This is a genomic window from Rhodanobacter caeni (assembly GCF_039523575.1).
In the GTDB taxonomy this organism is placed as follows: domain Bacteria; phylum Pseudomonadota; class Gammaproteobacteria; order Xanthomonadales; family Rhodanobacteraceae; genus Rhodanobacter; species Rhodanobacter caeni.
In genome coordinates this window covers 79,732-99,979 of the sequence record NZ_BAAAFO010000002.1, presented here as the reverse complement: position 1 = coordinate 99,979, position 20,248 = coordinate 79,732, and the positions used below count along the sequence as shown (strand labels likewise).

General features: G+C 66.9%; 24 protein-coding genes. 12 read left to right on the top strand and 12 right to left on the bottom strand.

Annotation, left to right across the window (positions count from 1 at the left end; genetic code table 11):
• Positions 1-14: 14 nt before the first annotated feature.
• The 8 genes from atpE (at position 15) to ABD017_RS05000 (ending at position 6,848) form a co-directional block, all read left to right on the top strand.
• Entirely contained in the window at positions 15-308 is a 294-nt protein-coding gene (gene atpE, locus ABD017_RS05035; protein ID WP_007082359.1) for a F0F1 ATP synthase subunit C, read from the top strand.
• A 101-nt stretch (positions 309-409) separates the two neighbouring features.
• Complete coding sequence (locus ABD017_RS05030) at positions 410-880, top strand: F0F1 ATP synthase subunit B (protein WP_343880820.1); 471 nt, start codon at positions 410-412, stop codon at positions 878-880.
• A 2-nt stretch (positions 881-882) separates the two neighbouring features.
• On the top strand, positions 883-1,413 hold the full coding sequence (locus ABD017_RS05025) for a F0F1 ATP synthase subunit delta (RefSeq protein WP_343880818.1): 531 nt from the start codon (positions 883-885) through the stop codon (positions 1,411-1,413).
• A 150-nt stretch (positions 1,414-1,563) separates the two neighbouring features.
• Positions 1,564-3,114 (top strand): F0F1 ATP synthase subunit alpha, encoded by a 1,551-nt coding sequence (gene atpA, locus ABD017_RS05020; protein WP_343880816.1) that lies wholly within the window; start codon positions 1,564-1,566, stop codon positions 3,112-3,114.
• A 117-nt stretch (positions 3,115-3,231) separates the two neighbouring features.
• Positions 3,232-4,149 (top strand): F0F1 ATP synthase subunit gamma, encoded by a 918-nt coding sequence (atpG, locus tag ABD017_RS05015; protein WP_343880814.1) that lies wholly within the window; start codon positions 3,232-3,234, stop codon positions 4,147-4,149.
• 78 nt (positions 4,150-4,227) lie between these two features.
• A complete protein-coding gene (atpD, locus tag ABD017_RS05010) occupies positions 4,228-5,661 on the top strand; it encodes a F0F1 ATP synthase subunit beta (protein ID WP_343880812.1) in 1,434 nt (477 codons plus the stop codon).
• Between the two features lie 122 nt (positions 5,662-5,783).
• Entirely contained in the window at positions 5,784-6,209 is a 426-nt protein-coding gene (locus ABD017_RS05005; protein ID WP_343880810.1) for a F0F1 ATP synthase subunit epsilon, read from the top strand.
• Between the two features lie 93 nt (positions 6,210-6,302).
• Positions 6,303-6,848, top strand: a complete 546-nt coding sequence (locus ABD017_RS05000) for a hypothetical protein (protein WP_343880808.1) — start codon at positions 6,303-6,305, stop codon at positions 6,846-6,848.
• Positions 6,849-6,958: 110 nt separating this feature from the next.
• Here ABD017_RS05000 and ABD017_RS04995 read toward each other — a convergent pair whose 3' ends face one another.
• From ABD017_RS04995 to ABD017_RS04980, 4 genes are all read right to left on the bottom strand, one after another.
• Positions 6,959-7,828 carry a ParB/RepB/Spo0J family partition protein gene (locus tag ABD017_RS04995; protein ID WP_343880807.1) on the bottom strand — a complete coding sequence of 290 codons (870 nt, stop codon included), beginning with the start codon at positions 7,826-7,828 and terminating at the stop codon, positions 6,959-6,961.
• 2 nt (positions 7,829-7,830) lie between these two features.
• Entirely contained in the window at positions 7,831-8,664 is an 834-nt protein-coding gene (locus ABD017_RS04990) for a ParA family protein (protein WP_343880806.1), read from the bottom strand.
• Between the two features lie 28 nt (positions 8,665-8,692).
• Positions 8,693-9,367 (bottom strand): 16S rRNA (guanine(527)-N(7))-methyltransferase RsmG, encoded by a 675-nt coding sequence (gene rsmG / locus ABD017_RS04985; RefSeq protein ID WP_343880804.1) that lies wholly within the window; start codon positions 9,365-9,367, stop codon positions 8,693-8,695.
• 162 nt (positions 9,368-9,529) lie between these two features.
• Complete coding sequence (locus ABD017_RS04980; RefSeq protein ID WP_343880802.1) at positions 9,530-9,976, bottom strand: SPFH domain-containing protein; 447 nt, start codon at positions 9,974-9,976, stop codon at positions 9,530-9,532.
• A 413-nt stretch (positions 9,977-10,389) separates the two neighbouring features.
• On the opposite strand from ABD017_RS04980, the gene ABD017_RS04975 reads away from it, so the two are divergent.
• A complete protein-coding gene (locus ABD017_RS04975; protein WP_343880800.1) occupies positions 10,390-10,944 on the top strand; it encodes a gluconokinase in 555 nt (184 codons plus the stop codon).
• Between the two features lie 35 nt (positions 10,945-10,979).
• Here the strand turns inward: ABD017_RS04975 and ABD017_RS04970 are convergent, their stop codons facing one another.
• From ABD017_RS04970 to xth, 4 genes are all read right to left on the bottom strand, one after another.
• A complete protein-coding gene (locus ABD017_RS04970) occupies positions 10,980-11,813 on the bottom strand; it encodes a pirin family protein (RefSeq protein ID WP_343880798.1) in 834 nt (277 codons plus the stop codon).
• A gap of 160 nt (positions 11,814-11,973) precedes the next feature.
• Complete coding sequence (locus ABD017_RS04965) at positions 11,974-12,720, bottom strand: DUF4336 domain-containing protein (RefSeq protein WP_343880796.1); 747 nt, start codon at positions 12,718-12,720, stop codon at positions 11,974-11,976.
• 37 nt (positions 12,721-12,757) lie between these two features.
• Positions 12,758-13,438, bottom strand: a complete 681-nt coding sequence (locus ABD017_RS04960; protein WP_343880794.1) for a YecA/YgfB family protein — start codon at positions 13,436-13,438, stop codon at positions 12,758-12,760.
• A gap of 111 nt (positions 13,439-13,549) precedes the next feature.
• A complete protein-coding gene (gene xth / locus ABD017_RS04955) occupies positions 13,550-14,329 on the bottom strand; it encodes an exodeoxyribonuclease III (protein WP_343880792.1) in 780 nt (259 codons plus the stop codon).
• A gap of 414 nt (positions 14,330-14,743) precedes the next feature.
• Between xth and ABD017_RS04950 the strand changes: the two genes are divergently transcribed.
• Complete coding sequence (locus ABD017_RS04950; protein ID WP_007082376.1) at positions 14,744-14,953, top strand: cold-shock protein; 210 nt, start codon at positions 14,744-14,746, stop codon at positions 14,951-14,953.
• A 60-nt stretch (positions 14,954-15,013) separates the two neighbouring features.
• On the opposite strand, the gene ABD017_RS04945 is transcribed toward ABD017_RS04950, so the two are convergent.
• A complete protein-coding gene (locus ABD017_RS04945) occupies positions 15,014-15,397 on the bottom strand; it encodes a winged helix-turn-helix transcriptional regulator (protein WP_343880788.1) in 384 nt (127 codons plus the stop codon).
• A 104-nt stretch (positions 15,398-15,501) separates the two neighbouring features.
• On the opposite strand from ABD017_RS04945, the gene ABD017_RS04940 reads away from it, so the two are divergent.
• Positions 15,502-16,125 (top strand): NAD(P)-dependent oxidoreductase, encoded by a 624-nt coding sequence (locus ABD017_RS04940; RefSeq protein WP_343880785.1) that lies wholly within the window; start codon positions 15,502-15,504, stop codon positions 16,123-16,125.
• Between the two features lie 47 nt (positions 16,126-16,172).
• On the opposite strand, the gene ABD017_RS04935 is transcribed toward ABD017_RS04940, so the two are convergent.
• A complete protein-coding gene (locus ABD017_RS04935) occupies positions 16,173-18,230 on the bottom strand; it encodes a M3 family metallopeptidase (RefSeq protein ID WP_343880783.1) in 2,058 nt (685 codons plus the stop codon).
• Between the two features lie 89 nt (positions 18,231-18,319).
• On the opposite strand from ABD017_RS04935, the gene ABD017_RS04930 reads away from it, so the two are divergent.
• Positions 18,320-18,853 (top strand): gamma carbonic anhydrase family protein, encoded by a 534-nt coding sequence (locus tag ABD017_RS04930; protein WP_343880781.1) that lies wholly within the window; start codon positions 18,320-18,322, stop codon positions 18,851-18,853.
• Between the two features lie 106 nt (positions 18,854-18,959).
• On the opposite strand, the gene ABD017_RS04925 is transcribed toward ABD017_RS04930, so the two are convergent.
• Together ABD017_RS04925 and aroE are read right to left on the bottom strand one after the other, a co-directional pair.
• Entirely contained in the window at positions 18,960-19,238 is a 279-nt protein-coding gene (locus ABD017_RS04925; RefSeq protein ID WP_425543667.1) for a YkgJ family cysteine cluster protein, read from the bottom strand.
• Positions 19,238-20,068, bottom strand: coding sequence for a shikimate dehydrogenase (aroE, locus tag ABD017_RS04920; RefSeq protein ID WP_343880779.1), 831 nt, complete (start codon positions 20,066-20,068; stop codon positions 19,238-19,240). The genes ABD017_RS04925 and aroE overlap by 1 nt, the downstream gene beginning before the upstream one ends.
• Between the last annotated feature and the right edge of the window lie 180 nt (positions 20,069-20,248).

The following is a 20,248-nucleotide window of genomic DNA, read 5'->3' as shown; positions in this document are numbered from 1 at the left end:
CTCAGGAGATCACCGTGGAACATCTCGTTCAGTTTGCACAAATCCAGGGCTTCACCGCTATCGCGCTCGGCCTGATCATCGGCTTCGGTGCGCTCGGTGCCTGTATCGGTATCGGCATCATGGGTTCGAAGTTCCTCGAGGCGGCCGCCCGTCAGCCTGAGCTGGTGCCGCTGCTGCAGGGCCGCATGTTCCTGCTGGCCGGCCTGATCGACGCGGCGTTCCTGATCGGCGTGGCGCTGGCAATGTACTTCGCGGTGGCCAACCCGCTGCTGGGTTCGGTGCTGTCGGCTGCCGGCGCAGGCCAGTAAGTCGCGTTCCCCGGTGGCGCCGTTGCGGCGCCACCGTGTTTCCGGCCTGGGCGGCATGATGCCCGGGTCCGTTCCATTCCGTATTTACAGGTAACGCAGCGATGGATTTCAACGCGACCTTGATTGGCGAAATGCTCTCGTTCGCCATCCTGATCTGGTTCTGCGTCCACTTCATCTGGCCGCACATCACCAAGGCCATTGAAGAGCGGCAGGTAAAGATCGCCGAAGGTCTGAGTGCGGCCGAGCGTGCGCACGCGGAGCTGAAAAGCGCCGACGTGAAAGTGCAGGCCGAGATCAAGGTGGCGCGTCAGCAGGCTTCCGAGATCATCGACAAGGCCCAGCAGCAGGCCAACCAGATCATCGACAAGGCCCGCAGCGATGCGGTGGCCGAGATCAACCGGCTGAAGGCGACCGCGCAGGACGACATCGCCTCGATGGCGCAGCGCGCCCGCGACCAGCTGCGCGAGCAGGTCGGCGCACTGGCGCTGGCCGGCGCCAGCAAGATCGTGCAGCGCGAGGTTGACGCCTCGACGCACAAGGCGCTGCTCGACCAGCTCGCGGCCGAGATCTGACCATGGCGCAGTCCGTCACTCTCGCCCGCCCCTACGCGCGTGCCGCTTTCGAAGTGGCGCGCGCGGCCGGTTCGCTGGACGCATGGTCGCAATCCCTGGCTTTTGCCGCGGCGGTGGCGGGCGATGCGCGCGTGGCCGGCCTCGGCAACGATCCGCGGGTATTACCCGCGCAACTGGTGGCGCTGCATCTGCCGGCCGGCGTGGCTGCCGACGGGCCGTTCGGCCAGTTCCTGGCCGAGATGGCCGAGCAGCGTCGTCTGGCGTTGCTGCCCGAGGTGGCCGAGCTGTTCGAGACGCTCAAGCGCGAGTCCGAGTCGCAGCTGCTGGTCAAGGTGACCAGCGCGATGGCGCTGGACGCGGCACAGGCCGAGCAGCTCAAGGCCTCGCTGAAGCGCCGCTTCCATCGCGAGATCGAACTGGAAACCTCGGTGGATGCCGCACTGCTGGCCGGCGCGATCATCGACACCGGCACGGAAGTGATCGACGGCTCGGCACGCGGGCGCCTGGCGCAGCTGGCCGGCGCCCTGGCTTGATTTGACGCGAAATCCGTTTCGCAAACGCAAAACCCGGCCGTTCATGGCCGAAGAATCTGGTTTCAAGCGAAGTCCGTTTCGCGAAGAGCAAAACCCGGCCATCCACGGCCGGACTCTTCAAAAAGGCATTCAATTTCGGGATAGGCAACCATGTCCAGCACTACACTGAATCCGTCCGAGATCAGCGAACTGATCAAGAGCCGCATCGAGCAGTTCAAGCTTGGCGCGGAAGCGCGCAACGAGGGCACGATCATCAGCGTGTCCGACGGCATCGTGCGCATCCACGGCCTGGCCGACGCGATGCAGGGCGAAATGATCGAGCTGCCGGGCAACGCGTTCGCGCTGGCGCTGAACCTGGAGCGCGACTCGGTGGGCGCCGTGGTGCTGGGTGAATACCAGCACCTGCGCGAAGGCGACACCGCCAAGACCACCGGCCGCATCCTCGAGGTGCCGGTGGGTCCGGAGCTGCTCGGCCGCGTCGTCGATGCGCTGGGCAACCCGATCGACGGCAAGGGCCCGATCAACGCCAAGCTCAACGCGGCGGTGGAAAAGGTGGCGCCCGGCGTGATCTGGCGCAAATCGGTCGACCAGCCGCTGCAGACCGGCTACAAGTCGGTCGACGCGATGATCCCGGTGGGCCGCGGCCAGCGCGAGCTGATCATCGGTGACCGCCAGACCGGCAAGACCGCGCTGGCGATCGACGCGATCATTGCGCAGAAGGATTCGGGCGTTAAGTGCATCTACGTGGCGATCGGCCAGAAGCGTTCGTCGGTGGCCAACGTGGTGCGCAAGCTGGAAGCCCACGGCGCGCTGGCGCACACCATCGTGGTGGTGGCCTCGGCGTCCGAGTCGGCCGCGCTGCAGTACGTGGCGCCGTATGCCGGCTGCGCGATGGGCGAGTACTTCCGCGATCGCGGCCAGGATGCGCTGATCGTGTACGACGATCTGTCCAAGCAGGCGGTGGCGTATCGCCAGATCTCGCTGCTGCTGAAGCGCCCGCCGGGTCGCGAGGCCTATCCGGGCGACGTGTTCTATCTCCACTCGCGCCTGCTGGAGCGCGCTTCGCGCGTGTCGGAGGACTACGTCGAGAAGTTCACCAACGGCGAAGTGAAGGGCAAGACCGGCTCGCTGACCGCGCTGCCGATCATCGAAACCCAGGGTGGTGACGTGTCCGCGTTCGTGCCGACCAACGTGATTTCCATTACGGACGGCCAGATCTTCCTGGAAACCGACCTGTTCAATGCCGGTATCCGTCCGGCCGTGAACGCCGGTATCTCGGTGTCCCGCGTCGGCGGTGCCGCGCAGACCAAGATCGTGAAGAAGCTGTCCGGCGGCGTGAAGCTGGCGCTGGCGCAGTACCGCGAGCTGGCCGCGTTCGCGCAGTTCGCCTCGGATCTGGATCCGGCCACCCGCGCCCAGCTGGATCGCGGCCAGCGCGTGGTCGAGCTGATGAAGCAGGGCCAGTACGCACCGCTGTCGATCGCCGAGCTGGCGCTGTCGGTGTACGCGGCCGAAAAGGGCTACCTGGACGATCTGCCGGTGAACAAGGTGCTGCCGTTCGAGAAGGGCCTGCATGCCTTCATGCACCAGAACCATGCCGACCTGATGAAGACCATCGTCGCCACCGGCAATTGGGACAAGGACATCGAAGCCACCTTCAAGGCCTCGCTGGACGAATACAAGAAAACCGGTAGTTGGTGAGATAGCCGGGATTCGGGATACGGGATTGGAGATTCGGTAAAGCACAAGTTCGTGGCTTCCACGAATCCCTGATCCCCAATCCCCAATCCCACGAGTGAGCACAGCGAGCGAGAACCCATGGCCAGCGGACGCGAAATCAAAACCAAGATCAAGAGCACGCAGAACATGCGCAAGGTGACGCGCGCGCTCGAAATGGTCTCGGCTGCCAAGATCCGCCGTGCGCAGGATCTGATGAAGGCCTCGCGCCCGTATGCGCGCGCCATGCGCAAGGTGATCGCGCACGTGGCCCAGGCCAGCACGGATTTCAGCCATCCGTTCCTGACCGAGCGCGGCAACGTGGCGCGGGTCGGCTACATCGTGGTGTCGACCGATCGCGGCCTGTGCGGCGGCCTCAACTCCAACCTGTTCCGCCGCCTGCTGCCGGCGATCGCCGAATGGCAGAAGCAGGGCGTGCAGGTCGACGTGGTGGCGGTCGGGCAGAAGGCGGTGGCGTTCTTCCGTCGGCTCAAGGGCGTCAACCTGGTCGGCAGCGTGACCCACCTGGGCGAGAAGCCCAAGCTGGAGCAGCTGGTGGGCGTGATCAAGGTGATGATGGACGCGTACCAGGCCAACGGGCTGGATCGCGTGTTCCTCGCCTACAACGACTTCGTCAACACGATGGTGCAGAAGCCGACGGTCGACGCGCTGCTGCCGCTGCCGCTGGTGGCCGCGGAGATGGAAGCGCACCAGGCAGCCGGCGAATCGGCCTATGCCGGCGTAAAGCTGGAAGCGACCAACGACTGGGATTACCTGTACGAGCCCGACGCGCAGACCGTGCTGGAGCACGTGCTGGGCCGCTACATCGAATCGGTAGTCTACCAGGCGGCGCTGGAGAACCTGGCCAGCGAGCACGCCGCGCGCATGGTGGCCATGAAGGCCGCGTCGGACAACGCGAACAAGGTGATCGACGAACTGACGCTGGTCTACAACAAGGCGCGCCAGGCCGCGATCACGCAGGAAATCTCGGAAATCGTCGGCGGCGCAGCCGCGGTGTAACCGCGGCTGTCCCAAAAACCATGGCGACGCAAAGCGGCGCCGCAACAAACCTCAAGAGTTACATCCGGAGCTATCAGCATGAGCCAGGGCAAAGTTGTTCAGATCATCGGCGCGGTCGTCGACGTGGAATTTCCGCGTGACCAGGTGCCGCAGGTGTACGACGCACTGAAAATCGACGGCACCGACATCACGCTGGAAGTGCAGCAGCAGCTCGGCGACGGCGTCGTGCGCTCCATCGCGCTGGGCTCCACCGAAGGTCTGAAGCGCGGCCTGCAGGCGCGCAACACCGGCGAAGGCATCAAGGTGCCGGTCGGCAAGGCCACTCTGGGCCGCATCATGGACGTGCTCGGCAATCCGATCGACGAAGTCGGCCCGATCGAAGCCAAGGATCAGTGGGTCATCCACCGCGAAGCGCCCAGCTACGACGAGCAGGCCGCCACCAGCGACGTGCTGGAAACCGGCATCAAGGTGATCGACCTGGTCTGCCCGTTCGCCAAGGGCGGCAAAGTCGGCCTGTTCGGCGGCGCCGGCGTCGGCAAGACCGTGAACATGCTGGAGCTGATCAACAACATCGCCACCCAGCACGCCGGCCTGTCGGTGTTCGCCGGCGTGGGCGAGCGCACCCGCGAAGGCAACGACTTCTATCACGAGATGCAGGAAGCGGGCGTGGTGAAGATCGACAACCTGCCCGAGTCGAAAGTGGCGATGGTCTACGGCCAGATGAACGAGCCGCCGGGCAACCGCCTGCGCGTGGCGCTGACCGGCCTGACCATGGCCGAGTACTTCCGCGACGAGAAGGACGAGAACGGCAAGGGCAAGGACGTGCTGTTCTTCGTGGACAACATCTACCGCTACACGCTGGCCGGTACCGAGGTGTCCGCGTTGCTGGGCCGCATGCCGTCCGCGGTGGGTTACCAGCCGACCCTAGCCGACGAGATGGGCGTGTTGCAGGAGCGCATCACCTCCACCAAGACCGGCTCGATCACCTCAATCCAGGCCGTGTACGTGCCCGCGGATGACTATACCGATCCGTCGCCGGCCACCACGTTCGCGCATCTGGACTCGACCGTGGCGCTGTCGCGCGACATCGCCAGCCTGGGCATCTACCCGGCGGTGGACCCGCTGGCCTCGACCAGCCGCCAGCTCGATCCGCTGGTGATCGGCCAGGAACACTACGACGTCGCCCGCCGTGTGCAGGGCACGCTGCAGCGCTACAAGGAGCTGAAGGACATCATCGCGATCCTCGGCATGGACGAACTCTCCGAGGAAGACAAGCAGGCCGTGTCGCGCGCGCGCAAGTGCGAGCGCTTCTTCTCGCAGCCGTTCCACGTGGCCGAGGTGTTCACCGGCTCGCCGGGCAAGTACGTGTCGCTGGCCGAAACCATCCGCGGCTTCAAGATGATCGTCGATGGCGACGTCGACCACATCCCCGAGCAGGCGTTCTACATGGTCGGCGGCATCGACGACGCGATCAGGAAAGCCGAGGAAATGGGGGCCAAGAAGGCGGCGTAAGCCGCCTTCGGGGAATAGGGAATGGAGAATAGGGAATCGGTAAAGCAACAGCGCCGGTTCGCTCCGCTCCTGACCATTCCCCTACCCGTTCCCCATTCCCTTCGAGCGCAGCGAGAAAAGAAATGACCCAAACCATTCGCGTCGACATCGTCAGTGCCGAAGCCGAGATCTTCTCCGGCGACGCGACGATGGTCGTGGCCACCGGCGAGCTGGGCGAGCTGGGCATCACGCCGCGTCACGCGCCGCTGATCACCCGCCTCAAGCCCGGTCATGTCGATGTGCTGCTGGCCGGTGGCGAGCGGCAGCAGTTCTATGTGTCCGGCGGCATGCTGGAAGTGCAGCCGCAGGTGGTTACCGTGCTGGCCGATACGGCCGCGCGCGCCAGCGACCTGGATGAGGCGGCCGCGCTGCGCGCCAAGCAGGAGGCCGAGGCCGCGCTGGCCAATCGCACCGAGGCGCTGGAGGTGGCCGAGGCGCAGATGAAGCTGGCCGAGGCGATGGCCCAGCTGCAGGCCCTCGAGCGCCTGCGCAAGAACCTCAAGCATTGAGTTCTTCGCCCCATCGGTAACCAAGGAAAACGCCGGCCTTGTGCCGGCGTTTTCGCGTCGGCAAGATGCGCCTCTGGCCAAAGGAGGCGCCAAATGAAGCGAGCCACCCTGATGCGCGTCGCGGCTTGCGGTTTGCTGGTTCTGCTGACCGCTTGCACGACGGTCAGGCCAGTGCCGCCACCCCCGCCAAGCGGCGACGCGTCCTGGCGTCAGGTGGCCGCGCCCGGCACCGTGCGCTACCAACTGGCAATGGGTGATGTGTCCAGCGGCGGCACGCCGTTCAAGCGTGTCGCCCCGACCTATCCGGCCGGACTGCTGGCCGCCTGTCCGCCGCCGCAGGAAGTGCAGGCGTTGCTGATCGTGGGCGACGAAGGTACGGTGAACGAGGTGCGCGTGGCGGACGAGGCCAAGGCCGATGCCAGCCGCCGTGCGTTCATCGCTGCGGTGCGCACTGCGGCGATGCAATGGGAGTTCAATCCACTGACGATCAATCACTGGGCTGCCGACGGCCACGGCGACAGCCATGTGGTGGACAGCGAGACGAAGCCGTTCAGCCTCAACTATGTGTTTCGCTTCGAGTGCCATGCGGGCAAGGCGGCGGTGTGGTCCGGGGCATCGCGCAACAGCGTCGAACATTGAGCTTGCCCCGCTGGAGCATTTAGCTGCGCACCCTGTGCGCGATGCTCTTGGCAGGCGTAATGGAGAGCATCGCGCACAGGGTGCGCTCCTGCAAAATCCGCACCCGCGTGTCAGCGGATCTTGCCCAGGATGCCTTCCAGCTCGTCGTTGCTGTGGTAGTGGATCACCAGCTTGCCGCGGCCGCCCCGGCCCTGCGCCAGCTCCACGCGCGCGGCCAGGCGCTCGCCCAGCTCGCGTTCCAGATCGGCGATGTTGGGGTCGCGGGTGGGGCTGTTCTTGGCCTTGCCCTTCGGTTCGGTCTGCGCGCGGCGGGCGGCGTCTTCCAGTTCGCGCACGGTCCAGCCGTGGCGCGAGGCTTCCAGCGCCAGCGCTTCGGCGTCGCGCTCGGGCAGGGTCAACAGGCAGCGGGCGTGGCCCATGTCCAGCTTGCCCTCGTCCAGCAGCTTCTTGATCGAGGCGGGCAGTTCGGTGAGCCGCAGCAGGTTGGAGACCGCCGCGCGCGAGCGGCCCACGGCGTCGGCGGCCTGCTGATGGGTCAGGTCGAAATCGTCGATCAGCCGTTTCAGTGCGTCGGCCTCTTCCAGCGGGGTGAGATCCTCGCGCTGGATGTTCTCGATCAGCGCCATCGCGGGCACGGATTCTTCCGGCACGCGTTTCACCAATGCGGGCAGCTCGGCCAGCTGGGCGCGCTGGGCCGCACGCCAGCGCCGTTCGCCGGCGATCAGCTCGTAGCTGTTCTTGCCCAGCGCGCGCACCACCACCGGCTGGATCAGGCCCTGCGCCTTGATCGACGCGGCCAGTTCCTCCAGCGCCTCGTCGCTCCAGTGCCGGCGCGGCTGGTACTGGCCTGGCTGGATCTGCTGGATCGGCAGCACGCGCAGCTCGCCCTCCTGGTCGGTCAGCGGCGGCGTGTCCGGGCCGTCGCCTCCGAGCAGGGCGTCGAGCCCGCGGCCAAGCCCACGTTTCTTTGCTGCGGCCATGCTTATTCCTGGTGAAGGGCGGCGACGGTGCGCGCCGGCTGGTCGTGATCGTCCGCCCCGGCGCTTGCCGCCTGGTTGCGTTCGCGCCGGATCATTTCCCCGGCCAACCCCACGTAGGCGATCGCGCCGCGCGAGCTGCGGTCGTACAGATGGATCGGCTGGCCGTGGCTGGGCGCCTCGGCCAGGCGCACGTTGCGCGGGATGATCGAGCGCAGCACCTTGTCGCCGAAATGCTGGGTGAGCTGGGCGGAAACCTCATTGCCCAGGTTGTTGCGCACGTCGTACATGGTGCGCAGCAGGCCTTCCACTTCCAGTGCGGGGTTCAGCCGCTGGCGCACCGCCTTGATGGTCTCGAGCAGGCTGGAAAGACCTTCCAGCGCGAAATACTCGCATTGCACCGGTATCAGCACGCCGTCGGCCGCGGTCAGCGCGTTCAGGGTCAGCAGGTTCAGCGACGGCGGGCAGTCGATCAGGATGGTGTCGTAGTCGCCGGCAACCTTGGCCAGCTGTTCCTTCAGCCGGTGCTCGCGCGCCAGGGCATCCATCAGCTTCAGTTCGGCGGCGGTGAGGTCGCCGTTGCCCGGCAGCAGGTCGTAATGCGCGTCGGTGGTGACGATGGCCTCGGCCACGGTCGCCTCTTCCAGCAGGACGTCGCAGCCGTTGGGGCGGTGGTCGCGCTTGCTGATGCCCGACGCCATCGTGGCGTTGCCCTGCGGGTCCAGGTCCACCAGCAATACCTTGCGTTTCGCCGCGGCCAGTGCCGCAGCGAGGTTGACTGCCGTGGTGGTCTTGCCGACGCCGCCCTTCTGGTTGGCGACAGCGATGATGCGGGCCATGGTTGGTAGCTACCGTGCGCGGGAACCCCTAGTGTAATGCGTCGCCCGGGGCCGCGCCGTCCAGCGAGCCGGCGGATGTGCGCCCGATCACGAGCAGGTGGCGTTCGGCCGGCAGGCCGGGGACGCTCAGCGCATGTGTGCCACGAACGGTGAAGCCCGGCGGCACGCCTGGCAGTTCGTCGTCCGGCCGTTTGCCCTTCATCGCCAGCCAGAGGCCGTCCGGCGCCAGCAGCTGGCCGCCCCAGCCCAGCATGTCGGCGAGGCTGGCGAACGCGCGCGCGGTCACGCAGTCGTACTGGCCTTCGACGTCCTCCACCCGCGATTGCAGCGCACGTACCCCTTCGAGCTTGAGCGAGCGGATCGCCTCGCGCAGGAAGCGCACCTTCTTGCCGTTGGAGTCCACCAGCAGGATCTCGCGCCCCGGCGCGGCGATCGCCAGCACGATTCCGGGCAGCCCCGGGCCGGTGCCCAGGTCGGCCAGGCTGGCGCCGTGGACGTAGGGCAGGATCGCCAGCGAATCGAGCAGGTGGCGGGTGATCATCTCCGCCGGATCGCGCACGGCGGTGAGGTTGTAGGTGGCGTTCCAGCGCTCCAGCAGGCCCTGGTAGTCCAGCAGTCGCGAAACGGCACCGGCCGGCAGACGCAGACCCAGTTGATCGATGCCCTGTTCGAGTCGTGCCTGCAAGGCGTCGCGCGCTGCCATGGTGGTTCCTGAAACGTCGGTGGGAGAAGCAACCAGGCATGCTGGTGCGGTCGAGGTTGCCGGGTGCCGCGCAGTATCCCGTCCGAATCGCGCGGATGCCAGCGGATTGCCCAACAAAAACCCGCCGGGCGGCGGGTCGGTGACGTGCCTTGTCGCGGTTCTTCAGGCCAGGTCGAGATCGACCCGTGTGACCATCATGCCGCGTTCGCGCAGGGCGCTGTTCAGCGCCTGCTTCATCCGCGTGCCCACGGCGCGCCGGTCGGTGGCTTCGCCGGTCAGCGGCTCCTCGTGCATGGCGGCGATGGCGCCGCGGCGGATCAGCTGGTCGACCTGGTCGATCACCGCGTCGGCGCGCTCGGGCTCAAGCACCTGCCAATACACGGTGCCGCGGACATCGCGGGCGTTGTCGGCGAGCGACTCCTCCAGCCGCAGCACCTGGCCGGCGAGGTTGATCTTGTGCGCCACGCGCTCCAGCAGCGGCATCACCATGTGCACGCCTGGCTGCAGCAGCCGGGCCGGCTTGCCGAGCCGATGCAGGCTGTAGACCTGTCCGGCGGGCACACGCTTGATCGCGCTGGCGAGCAGCGCCAGTGCGGACCCCACAACCATGACTGAAATGAGAGTGTTCATCTTTTGAAAACAGCCACTTGGCTGTTATTTCCTCGTCCAGTACAACAACTCAAGGGTACAGGCGGACCCGGTGTGAAATATTAACGGGCATTTAACCCGAGGGCCAGGCCGAACCCAGGCCTGCAGCCAACGGCGCCCCATTTCATCCCCTGTCCGGCCCCTCTTCCGTAGAAACGCTTAGTTAACGCTTCGGCCGCCCGCTGCGGATCTTTAGCCCCTTGCTTGACGCCCGGCGATCGTTTGTGCCAACAGGCGTCAACGGTGGATCGGATTTCGCCCCACGCCGCTGCGCTGCAACGCCCTCATCCGTCCGAAGCAAGAACGGTGCCCGCCGCGCGGCCCGGCGCAAGGTGAAGTAAGGTAACGGCCCGCGCTACAGAGGCAGCGAACACGTGACAAGCGAGAGGCAGCAGGGGGATCAGGCCACGATCGTGGTGGTCATGGGCGTATCCGGTTCGGGCAAGACCACCGTGGCGCAGGAGCTGGCGCACAGGCTGGGCTGGGCATTCCTGGAGGGCGACAGCGTGCATCCGCCCGCCAACGTGGCCAAGATGAGTGCCGGCACGCCGTTGAACGACGACGATCGCTGGCCATGGCTGGACGCGATCGTCCACTGGATGTCGCAGCGGTTGCAGCGCGGCGAGAGCGCCGTGGTGGCGTGTTCGGCCTTGCGCCGCATCTATCGCGACTACCTGCGCCAGGCTGGCCCGGGCGTGCGCTTCGCCTACCTGCACGTGCCGCATGACGAACTGGCCCGCCGCATGCGAAGCCGCGACCATTTCATGCCGCCATCGCTGCTGGACAGCCAGCTGGCCACGCTGGAAGAGCCCGGCGCTGACGAGGATGCGCTGCGGGTCACCGAAGAGCACGGCGTGGAAAGCACCCTGGCGGCCATCGTCGACTGGGCCTGCCGCCCGGCCGCCGCCAGGGAATCGGTGGGCCCATGAACGGCCCGGTCGGCGTCCGTGCCGGCCGATGCGGCTCAGAACTTGCCGGCGCGGAAGTCGGCAATGGCCTCGTGGATCTGCTCGGGCGTGTTCATCACGAACGGCCCGTAGCGCGCCACGCTCTCGTTCAGCGGCTTGCCGGCGACCACCAGCAGGCGTGACGGCCGCTCACCGCCTTCCAGCTGCAGGCTGTCACCGTCGGACAGCACGCCCAGCTCGCTGCGTTGCAGCCGTTCGCCGCCCACCAGGGCGGTTTCGCCACCGAACACATAGGCAAAGCCGTGGTGGCTGGCAGGCAGGTCCAGCGTCAGCCGCGCAGCGGGTTGCAGGCTGATGTCGAGATAGACCGGTGCGGTGACGATGCCTTCCACCGGGCCGGTCGCGCCGGCCAGTTCGCCGGCGATGACCTTGACCTCGACGCCCGCGGCCGGCCGCACCAGCGGAATCCGCTCGGGGCCGATGTCCTGGTAGCGCGGGGTGGTCATCTTGTCGCTGGCCGGCAGGTTCACCCACAGCTGGAAACCCCACATCAGGCCGTTCTCCTGCTGCGGCATCTCCGAATGCAGGATGCCGCGACCGGCGGTCATCCACTGCACGCTGCCGGGCGTGAGATCGCCGCGGTTGCCGTGGTTGTCCTGGTGCTGCATGTGGCCGGCCAGCATGTAGGTGACGGTTTCGAAGCCGCGGTGCGGGTGCTCGGGAAAGCCGGCGATGTAGTCGCCCGCGCTGTCGGAGCGGAATTCGTCCAGCAGCAGGAAGGGATCGAGCATGTCCAGCCCGGGCTGGCCGATCACGCGCTTCAATTTCACGCCGGCGCCGTCGGAGGTATCCGTGCCGCGGATACGGCGGGTGATGTGGCGGTCTGTCATGACGTGCTCCCGTAGGCGATGAGGGTGATGCCGGACGTGCCCGGTCACCGGTGATGGCCGTCAAGATGGTCCTCTCGCGGTCCGCAGCCAAGCGGCGGCGTGCGAACGGATTGTTTCCCGTGCGTTACGACGTATCGGTCGGTCCGCGCAGCGCGCCGGCTCAATCCAGCCAACGGAATGCCCGGGCCAGCTCGGCTTGGGCATCGCTCAGGTAACAACGGCCATGGGCGAGGATGACCCGTCGCGGCTGCCACGCCAGCATTCGCGCCAGGCTGGCGCGAGCCTGGCGTTTGCGGCCGACATAGGTCAGGCGCATGTCCAGCGGCGCCTTGCCGTCGGGGTGCAGCACACCGCCGAGCCGCGCCATCCAGCGCATCGTGCGGGACAGCTTCTCCGCTTCGAAATTCTCGATCAGGTCGGCCAGGATCAGGGTGGCGCTGGGCCGATGCAGAAAGACGAACTCCGGCATGACCCGGCTGCCGCGAAAGCACAGCTGGTCGATCGCCGCGCTCCACGCGGGCGACGGGCTTTCGTCGAGGTCGGCGTCGAAAGCGGTCTCGATATGCTGGCTTGCCGCCCGTTCGCGCACGCCGGGCGAGGCCCAGGCCAGCGCCTGGGGATAATGTTTTTTCCAGGCGGCGATATGGGCGTAATGCAGCAGGTTCGGCGAGACCAGGTGCGCGACCGGACCCAGTGCATCGATCGCGGCCAGGAGCGCGGCGTCGGGCGCGATCGGCGAGTGGCACCACAGCGCGCCATCGGGCAGCCGCACCAGCGTCATGCGGGTGGAAAACGGCATGCTGCCGCCCGCGACCGCCATGCGCTCGATCGGGCCATCGACGATCCAGATCTCCGGCGCCACCGGCTTGAGCACATTGAGCGGTGTGTACAGGCCGGTCGTCGGCATCGCGGGCTCCGTTGATCAGCTTGGCGCAGGCGGCGTCTCAGTGCACCCAGTGGCCGCTGCGCTGGCGCGGCGGGTTGCTGTTGTCCTTGTTGGTGTCGCTGGGCAGCTGCAACGCCATCGCTTCGACTTCGGCCTCGGTGACCGGCTTGGCCTGCCAGTACTGGTTGACCGACACCAGCACGGCCGACACCTGCGCCAGGCAGCTGTCGTACTCCTCGTCGCTGAGCTTCTCGAACTCGGCATCGGCGCTGAGCACGCCCTCGTCCACCGCCAGCGCCATCACCGGGCCAAGCAGTTCCATCAGCTGCGGGTCCTCGCTGAGGCGGCTTTCCCACACGCCGGCGCGCAGGTCGATGCCGCGGCTGAAGCCCTCGCACCAGCCGGCGGCGGACAGCATCACGCCGTCTTCCAGCTCGACCTCGCCCAGGATCGGCTCGTAGGCATCCACGTCGAGCTCGGCGCTGATCGAGTCGTTGAGCTTGGCCAGCAACTCCAGCACGCGGTTGCCCTCGTTCTCGTCGGCAAAAGGCTCGTGCAGCACTTCGGGCAGCCATTCCGACGGCAGCACCAGCAGGGGGCCGACCGCCAGTGCGCTGAGCAGGCCGTGCACGCCATCGAGCAGGAGGTCGTCCTCGCCCGTGTGCGCGCGCAGGTAGCGGTCCAGTTCATCCAGCTCGCTGTCGTCCAGCGAGCTGGGCCATTCGCTTTTTCCAGTCATCTCGAAACCTGTTTCATGGTCGCAGCGCCACCGCCGCGAGCGGCTGGGCGGCAGGGAGAGTGTACGTCGGTGCGGGATGATCGACGGATGACGGCCACGCACCGGTCGGTTTCACTGGCCGGTCTCCAGATCGAGTTCGAGCAGTACCGGCGTGTGGTCGGAGGGCCGCTCCCAGCGCCGCGGTTCGCGGTCGATCGCGGCGGCACGGGCGGCGGATCGCAGCGCTTCGCCAATCAGGATCAGGTCGATGCGCAAGCCCATGTTGCGGCGGAACGCGGCCTGGCGGTAATCCCACCAGCTGTAATGCCCCGCCTCGGATTCGAACAGGCGAAAGCTGTCGTGCAGGCCCAGGTCGGTGATCGCCTTGAGTCCCGCCCGCTCCGCCGGCGAGCACAAGATGGCCTCGCCCCACGCGGCCGCATCGTAGACGTCGCGGTCGTCCGGACAGATATTGAAATCGCCCAGCACCACCAGTCGGGGATGGCGGACCAGTTCGTCGGCCAGGAAATCGCGCACGCGGGCCAGCCAGTCCAGCTTGTAGGCGTATTTCGGATCGTCCACGGCCTTGCCGTTGACGACGTAGAGGTTCACCACGCGCAGCCCGCCGACGCTGGCGGCCAGGATGCGCCGCTGCGGATCGTCCAGGCCGGGGATGTCGGTGACGACGTCGCGCGGTTCGTCACGGGCCAGGATGGCCACGCCGTTATAGGTTTTCTGGCCGGAAAAAACCGCCTGATAACCGGCGGCGGCCAATTCGTCGACCGGAAACTTCGCGTCTTCCAGTTTGGTTTCCTGCAACGCCATCACGTCGGGTTTGGCGTCGGCCAACCACTGGGTCAGATGCGGCAGCCGCACTTTCAGCGAATTGACGTTCCACGAGGCAATTTTCATCCCGCCATTGTAGGGGATGCGCGGACGCGCCCGACGGCGCGGCGCTGGCGTGCGGGGCGGGTGAAACCCGGCAGAAAGCGCGGTCGGCGATTAGGGATGCTCTGATCAAGTCCTTGCTCGTCATTCCAGCGAAAGCTGGAATCCAGTGCCTTCAAGCGGTTGCCGAGGCTCTGGGTCCCAGCTTTCGCTGGGATGACGACTTGTTCAGACCTTTCTTAGGCGGAATGATCGGGCGATACGTTTCAATGGCCGCAGCAGGCGCAAAACCTTGGGAAACGATATTCACCCCATGGCCAGCATTCCAGTGTATGCTGCCGAGGCAGCGTTTGGGACTATCCCGGAGTGCCTGCTTCTATTGCGGCCAGCGCATTCGCGCCAGACCGCAAACCATCAATGTTTCAAAGGTAATGTTTCATGTCGGATCGTCAGAGCGGTACAGTCAAGTGGTTCAACGACGCCAAGGGTTTTGGCTTCATCACCCCGGAAAGCGGTGACGACCTGTTCGTGCATTTCCGCGCGATCCAGGGCACGGGCTTCAAGTCCCTGCAGGAAGGCCAGCGCGTCACGTTCATCGTCACCAAGGGCCAGAAGGGCCTGCAGGCTGAGGAAGTCCAGGTTGCCTGAGTCCAGCCGGACTTGAGCGATCTTTGAAAAGCCCGCTTCGGCGGGCTTTTTTTGTGCCTGTCACCCGGCCGCGCGCTGCCCGTCGCCGGCGTCGGCATCGTATTTCTGCTGATTGGCGACCACTTCCTCCATGTGGGTTTCGGCCCAGACGCGCAGGGCGTCCAGGGCGGTGGCGAGCGTCCGGCCCAGCGGCGTGATGGCGTACTCGACCGTGACCGGCACGGTGGCGAAGGCCTTGCGGCTCACCAGGCCATCGCGTTCGAGGCTCTTGAGGGTCTGCGAGAGCATCTTCTGCGAGATGCCTTCGACTGCCCGGCGCAACCGGTTGAAGCGGATCGGGCCTTCGACCAGAAGCCCGAGCACCAGTACCGCCCATTTGTCCGCAACGCGGTCCAGCACCTTGCGCGTGGGACAGTTGGACGAATACGGGTTGCCGACGTTCATGGCGGTTTCCTTGGGGTAACCAGGTAAGGTGCAGGTTCCTTGTTTACACCAGTATAGGGTATGGCGCCTAATTACTTCAGGAAACCATCAAGGGAATCATCATCATGCATGTCGCACTCATCGGCGCCACCGGGAATGTCGGGTCGCGCATCCTCGCCGAGCTCGTCCAGCGCGGGCACACCGTCACGGCCATCGTGCGTGACCCCGCGCGGGTGCCCGCGCTGTCCGGCGTGGAGGCCAGGGCTGGTGATGTTGCCGATGGGAAAGCGCTGGCGGCACTACTGGCCAACCACGACGCGATCGTCAGCGCCGTGCCGTTTGCCACGACCGATGCCGCCGGTCTGATCGCCGCCGTGCGGGCCGCGGGCGTGCCGCGCTATCTGGTCGTGGGCGGGGCGGGCAGCCTGGAGGTGGCCCTGGGCGACTTCCCGCTGGGATTGAAACTGATCGACGCGCCCAACTTTCCGCAGGCCTACCGTCAGGAAGCGGCGGCAGGATGCGTTTTCCTCGACCGGCTGCGCGCGGAAAAGCAGCTGGACTGGACGTTCCTGTCACCCTCGGCGATGTTCGTCCCCGGTGAGCGGACAGGCAGGTTTCGCCTCGGCACCGATCTGCTGCTGTCGAACGAAAGCGGCAGCACCATTTCCTTCGAGGACTACGCGGTCGCCCTGGTGGACGAACTGGAAAAACCCTCGCACTCGCGCCAACGCTTCACGGTGGGTTACTGAGCGCCCCTTCGCCCGGGCAGCTGCGGCCCGGGCGACGGGGCTAGGGCTCAGGCCAGCCCGTGACTGCGCAGCAAGGCCTCGGGTTCGGGCTTGCGGCCGCGGAACGCGATGAAGCTTTCCAGCGCCGGGCGGCTGGCGCCGACCGCCAGGAACTCCTTGCGAAAACGCTCGCCGGTAGCCCGGTCGATGACCTCGCCGCCCTTGCCCGCGCGTTCCTCGAATTCGCCGAAGGCGTCGGCGCTCAACAGCTCCGCCCACAGGTAGCTGTAGTAACCGGCCGCGTAGCCGCCGGCAAAGATGTGGCTGAAGCCGTGCGGGAACCGCTGCCACGCCGGCGGATGCAGCACGGCCACCTCCTTGCGCACCTGCTCCAGCACGGCCAGCGGCCGGGCGCCCGCGGCCGGGTCGTATTCCAGGTGCAGCAGGAAATCGAACAGCGCGAATTCCAACTGTCGCACCAGGAACAGGCCGGCGTGGAAATGGCGAGCCGCCAGCATGCGGTCGAACAGTTCGTCCGGCAGTTTTTCGCCGGTCTGGTAATGCTTCGCGAACAGATCCAGCGCCTGACGGTTCCAGCCGAAGTTCTCCATGAACTGGCTGGGCAGCTCGACCGCGTCCCACTCCACGCCGTCGATGCCGCCGATGGAAGGCAGCGTGATCTCGGTCAGCAGGTGGTGAAGACCGTGGCCGAATTCGTGGAACAGGGTCAGCACGTCGTCGTGGGTGAGCAGCGCCGGCTTGTCGCCGGTGGGCGGGGCGAAGTTGCAGGTGAGGAAGGCCACCGGCAACTGGCCGTGCTCGCCGTCGTCGAAACGGGCGCGGCACACGTCCATCCAGGCGCCGCCGCGCTTGCCGTTGCGCGCGTACAGGTCGACGTAGGCGCCGGCGAAAATGCGTCCGTCCGCATCGCGCACGTCGTAATAGCGCACATCGGAATGCCACACGTCGACGCCATCGCGGCGCGCCAGCGTGATGCCATAGAGCTTGCCGGTGAGCGCGAACAGGCCCTCGATGACGGCCGGCAGCGGGAAGTACGGCTTCAGCTGTTCCTCGTCCAGCGCGTAGCGGCGCTGGCGCAGTTTCTCGGAGGCGTAGCCCACGTCCCACGGTTCGAGGTTGTCCAGATGCAGCTCGTCGCGGGCGAACGCGCGCAGCGTGGCCAGCTCCTGCTGGGCCACCGGCTTGGCGCGGCTGGCCAAGTCGTGCAGGAATTCCATCACCTCGGTGGGCGAGCCGGCCATCTTGGTCGCCAGCGATTCCTCCGCCGCGTTGGCGTAGCCCAGCAACTGCGCCGCTTCGTGGCGCAGCGCCATGATCTTCTCGATGCGCGCGCTATTGTCGAACTTGCCCGCGTTGGGGCCCTGGTCGGAGGCGCGGGTCTGGTAGGCCCAGTACACCCGTTCGCGCAGCGCGCGGTTGTCGGCGTAGCTCAGCACGGCCTGCACGCTGGGTTGTTTCAGCGTCACCAGATAGCCGTCCAGATCCTGGTCCTGGGCGTACTGGCGCAACACCGCGCGGCCGGATTCGGGGATGCCGGCCAGGTCGCGCTCGTCGGTGATCTGCTCGTGCCATGCCTCGGTGGCATCGAGTACCGCGTTGGAGAATTCAGTGGACAGCTTGCTCAGCTCCACGCCGATCTCGCGAAAGCGCGAGCGCGCCGGCTCATCCAGCGCCACGCCGGAAAGCCGGAAGTCGCGCAGCGCGTGTTCCACCAGGGCGCGTTGCGGCCGCGGCAGCGCCGCAAAATCCGGCGCGTCAGCCAGCGCCTGCACCGCGGCAAACAGCTGGCGGTTCTGGCCCAGCTCCATCGCGTGTTCGGTGAGCTTTTCCTCGGCGGGCCCGTACACCTCGCGCAAGGCTTCACTGTCGGCCACCGAATGCAGGTGGGAGACCGGCGCCCAGGCGCGGGACAGACGCTGTTCCAGCCGCTCCTGGGTCAGCATCACGGTGTCGAAATCGCGCGGCGCGTCGGCTGCCACCAGGGCGTCGATGCCGGCGCGGTAATCGGCCAGGATCGCGTCGATCGCCGGCTCCACATGTTCGGGTCGAATCTGCGAGAACGCCGGCAAGGTGTCGTCGGCAAGCAGGGGGTTGTCGTGGCTCATGAACGCTCCTTTTCAGGCACCCAGCGTGGCGACCGCGGGGGGCGAAATCAAGCGCGGCGACGTGACGGCGGGGCCGCTAGAATGGCCCGATGAACTCCCTGCGCCGCTTCAAGGGCATCGCGCCCACCCTCGGCCAACGTGTCTATGTCGACCCCGCCGCCAGCGTGATCGGCGACGTGGTGCTGGGCGACGACGTGTCGATCTGGCCCGGCGCGGTGCTGCGCGGCGACGTCAACCACATCCGCGTGGGCGCGCGCACCAGCATCCAGGACGGCAGCATCGTGCACGTTGCCCACGCCGGCCCGTACGGCCCGGGTTTTCCGTGCCTGATCGGCGAAGGCGTCACCATCGGCCACGCCGCGGTGGTGCACGCCTGCACCATCGGCGACTACTGCCTGATCGGCATGCACGCCAGCGTGATGGATGGCGCCGTGGTGAAGAGATACGGCTTCGTGGGCGCCGGCGCGCTGGTGCCGCCGGGCAAGGTGGTGGGCGAGCGCGAGTTGTGGCTGGGCAACCCGGCCAAGTTCGTGCGGCTGCTCAGCGATCAGCAGATCGAACAACTGCACTATTCGGCTGATCACTACGTACGGCTGAAGGACGAATACCTCGCCGCCGGCTGACGGGCTCTCTGTGGGAGCGGCTTCAGCCGCGCTGCCCTTCGCCTCAGCCTCCCAACCAAAAGCATCGCGGCTGAAGCCGCTCCCCCAGTCTGTCTGCCGCCCCGTCCTACGGGCCTGCGTACGGGCCTGCGGTCACCGCTTCCAGTTGCGTCAGCCAGGCCAGCGCGTGGCGGCGATCATGGCCGCACATTTCAGGTTCCGCGCGCAGGCGGGCGCACACCGCGGGACGCTCGGCGCGGCCGAAAATCGCGCAGCGGTTGTCGGCGGTCAATTGCACGCAGCGCACGCCGGCGGGTTTGCCCTGCGGCATGCCGGGGATCGGCGAGCTGATCGACGGGGCGATGCAGCAGGCGCCGCAGCCGCTGCGGCAGGCCAGCGCGTCCATCAGCCGAACTGCTGGCGCAGCGCGTGGTAGACCGGGTCGGTATCCGGCCGCTTGCCGTGCCACAGCTCGAACGCGTCGGCGGCCGTTTCCACCAGCATGCCCAGGCCGTCGAAGGCGTAGCGGGCGCCGGCGGTTTTCGCCCAGGCCAGAAAGCTGCCGGCCGCCGCACCGTAGGACAGGTCGTAGCACAGCGCCCGCGCGCCGACCAGCGAAAACGGCAGTTGCAGCGCGCTGCCCAGCACGCCGGCGGAGGTGGCGTTGACGATCAGGTCGAAGCTGCCGATGTCGGCCAGGTCGTGCCAATAGCGGGTGTGCGCCCGCGCGGGATCGCCGATGGCGTCGGCCAGCGCGTCGGCCGCTTCCGGCGAGCGGTTGACAATGGTCAGCGTGGCCACGCCCGCGTCCAGCAGATGCCAGGCCACGCCGCGGGCGGCGCCGCCGGCGCCCAGCAGCAGGGCGGTGTGACCGCGCAGGTCGGTGCCGTGGCGCTCGGTGATGTCGCGCACCATGCCGTCGCCATCGGTGTTGTGCGCGGCCAGCGTGCCGTCGCGCTGCAGGGTCAGCACGTTGGCGCTGCCCACGCGGATCGCCGATGCGCTGCGCTCGTTCGCCAGCGCAAACGCGGCGGCCTTGTGCGGCAGGGTGACGTTGGCGCCGCGACCGCCATCGAGGAAAAACCGCCGCACGGCTTCGGCAAACGTCTCGGGCGCGGCGTCGATGGCGCGGTACTCCAGCTCGATGCCGAACTGCTGGCCAAAGGCGTGGTGGATCTGCGGCGACAGGCTGTGGCTGATGGGGTGGCCGAACACGGCGAACTGGGCGGCTGGCATGCGGATTCCCTGAGGATGACTGGGGGCATTCTACTGGGCCGGGAATCGGGAATCGGGAATCGGGAATCGGGAATCGCAAAAGCCCAAGCCGTCGTCTGGCGCCTCGGTCTTTGGCTTCGGTAGCGGCATGAAGGCATTGGATTCCAGCTTGCGCTGGAATGACGGGCGAAACGCGTTGTG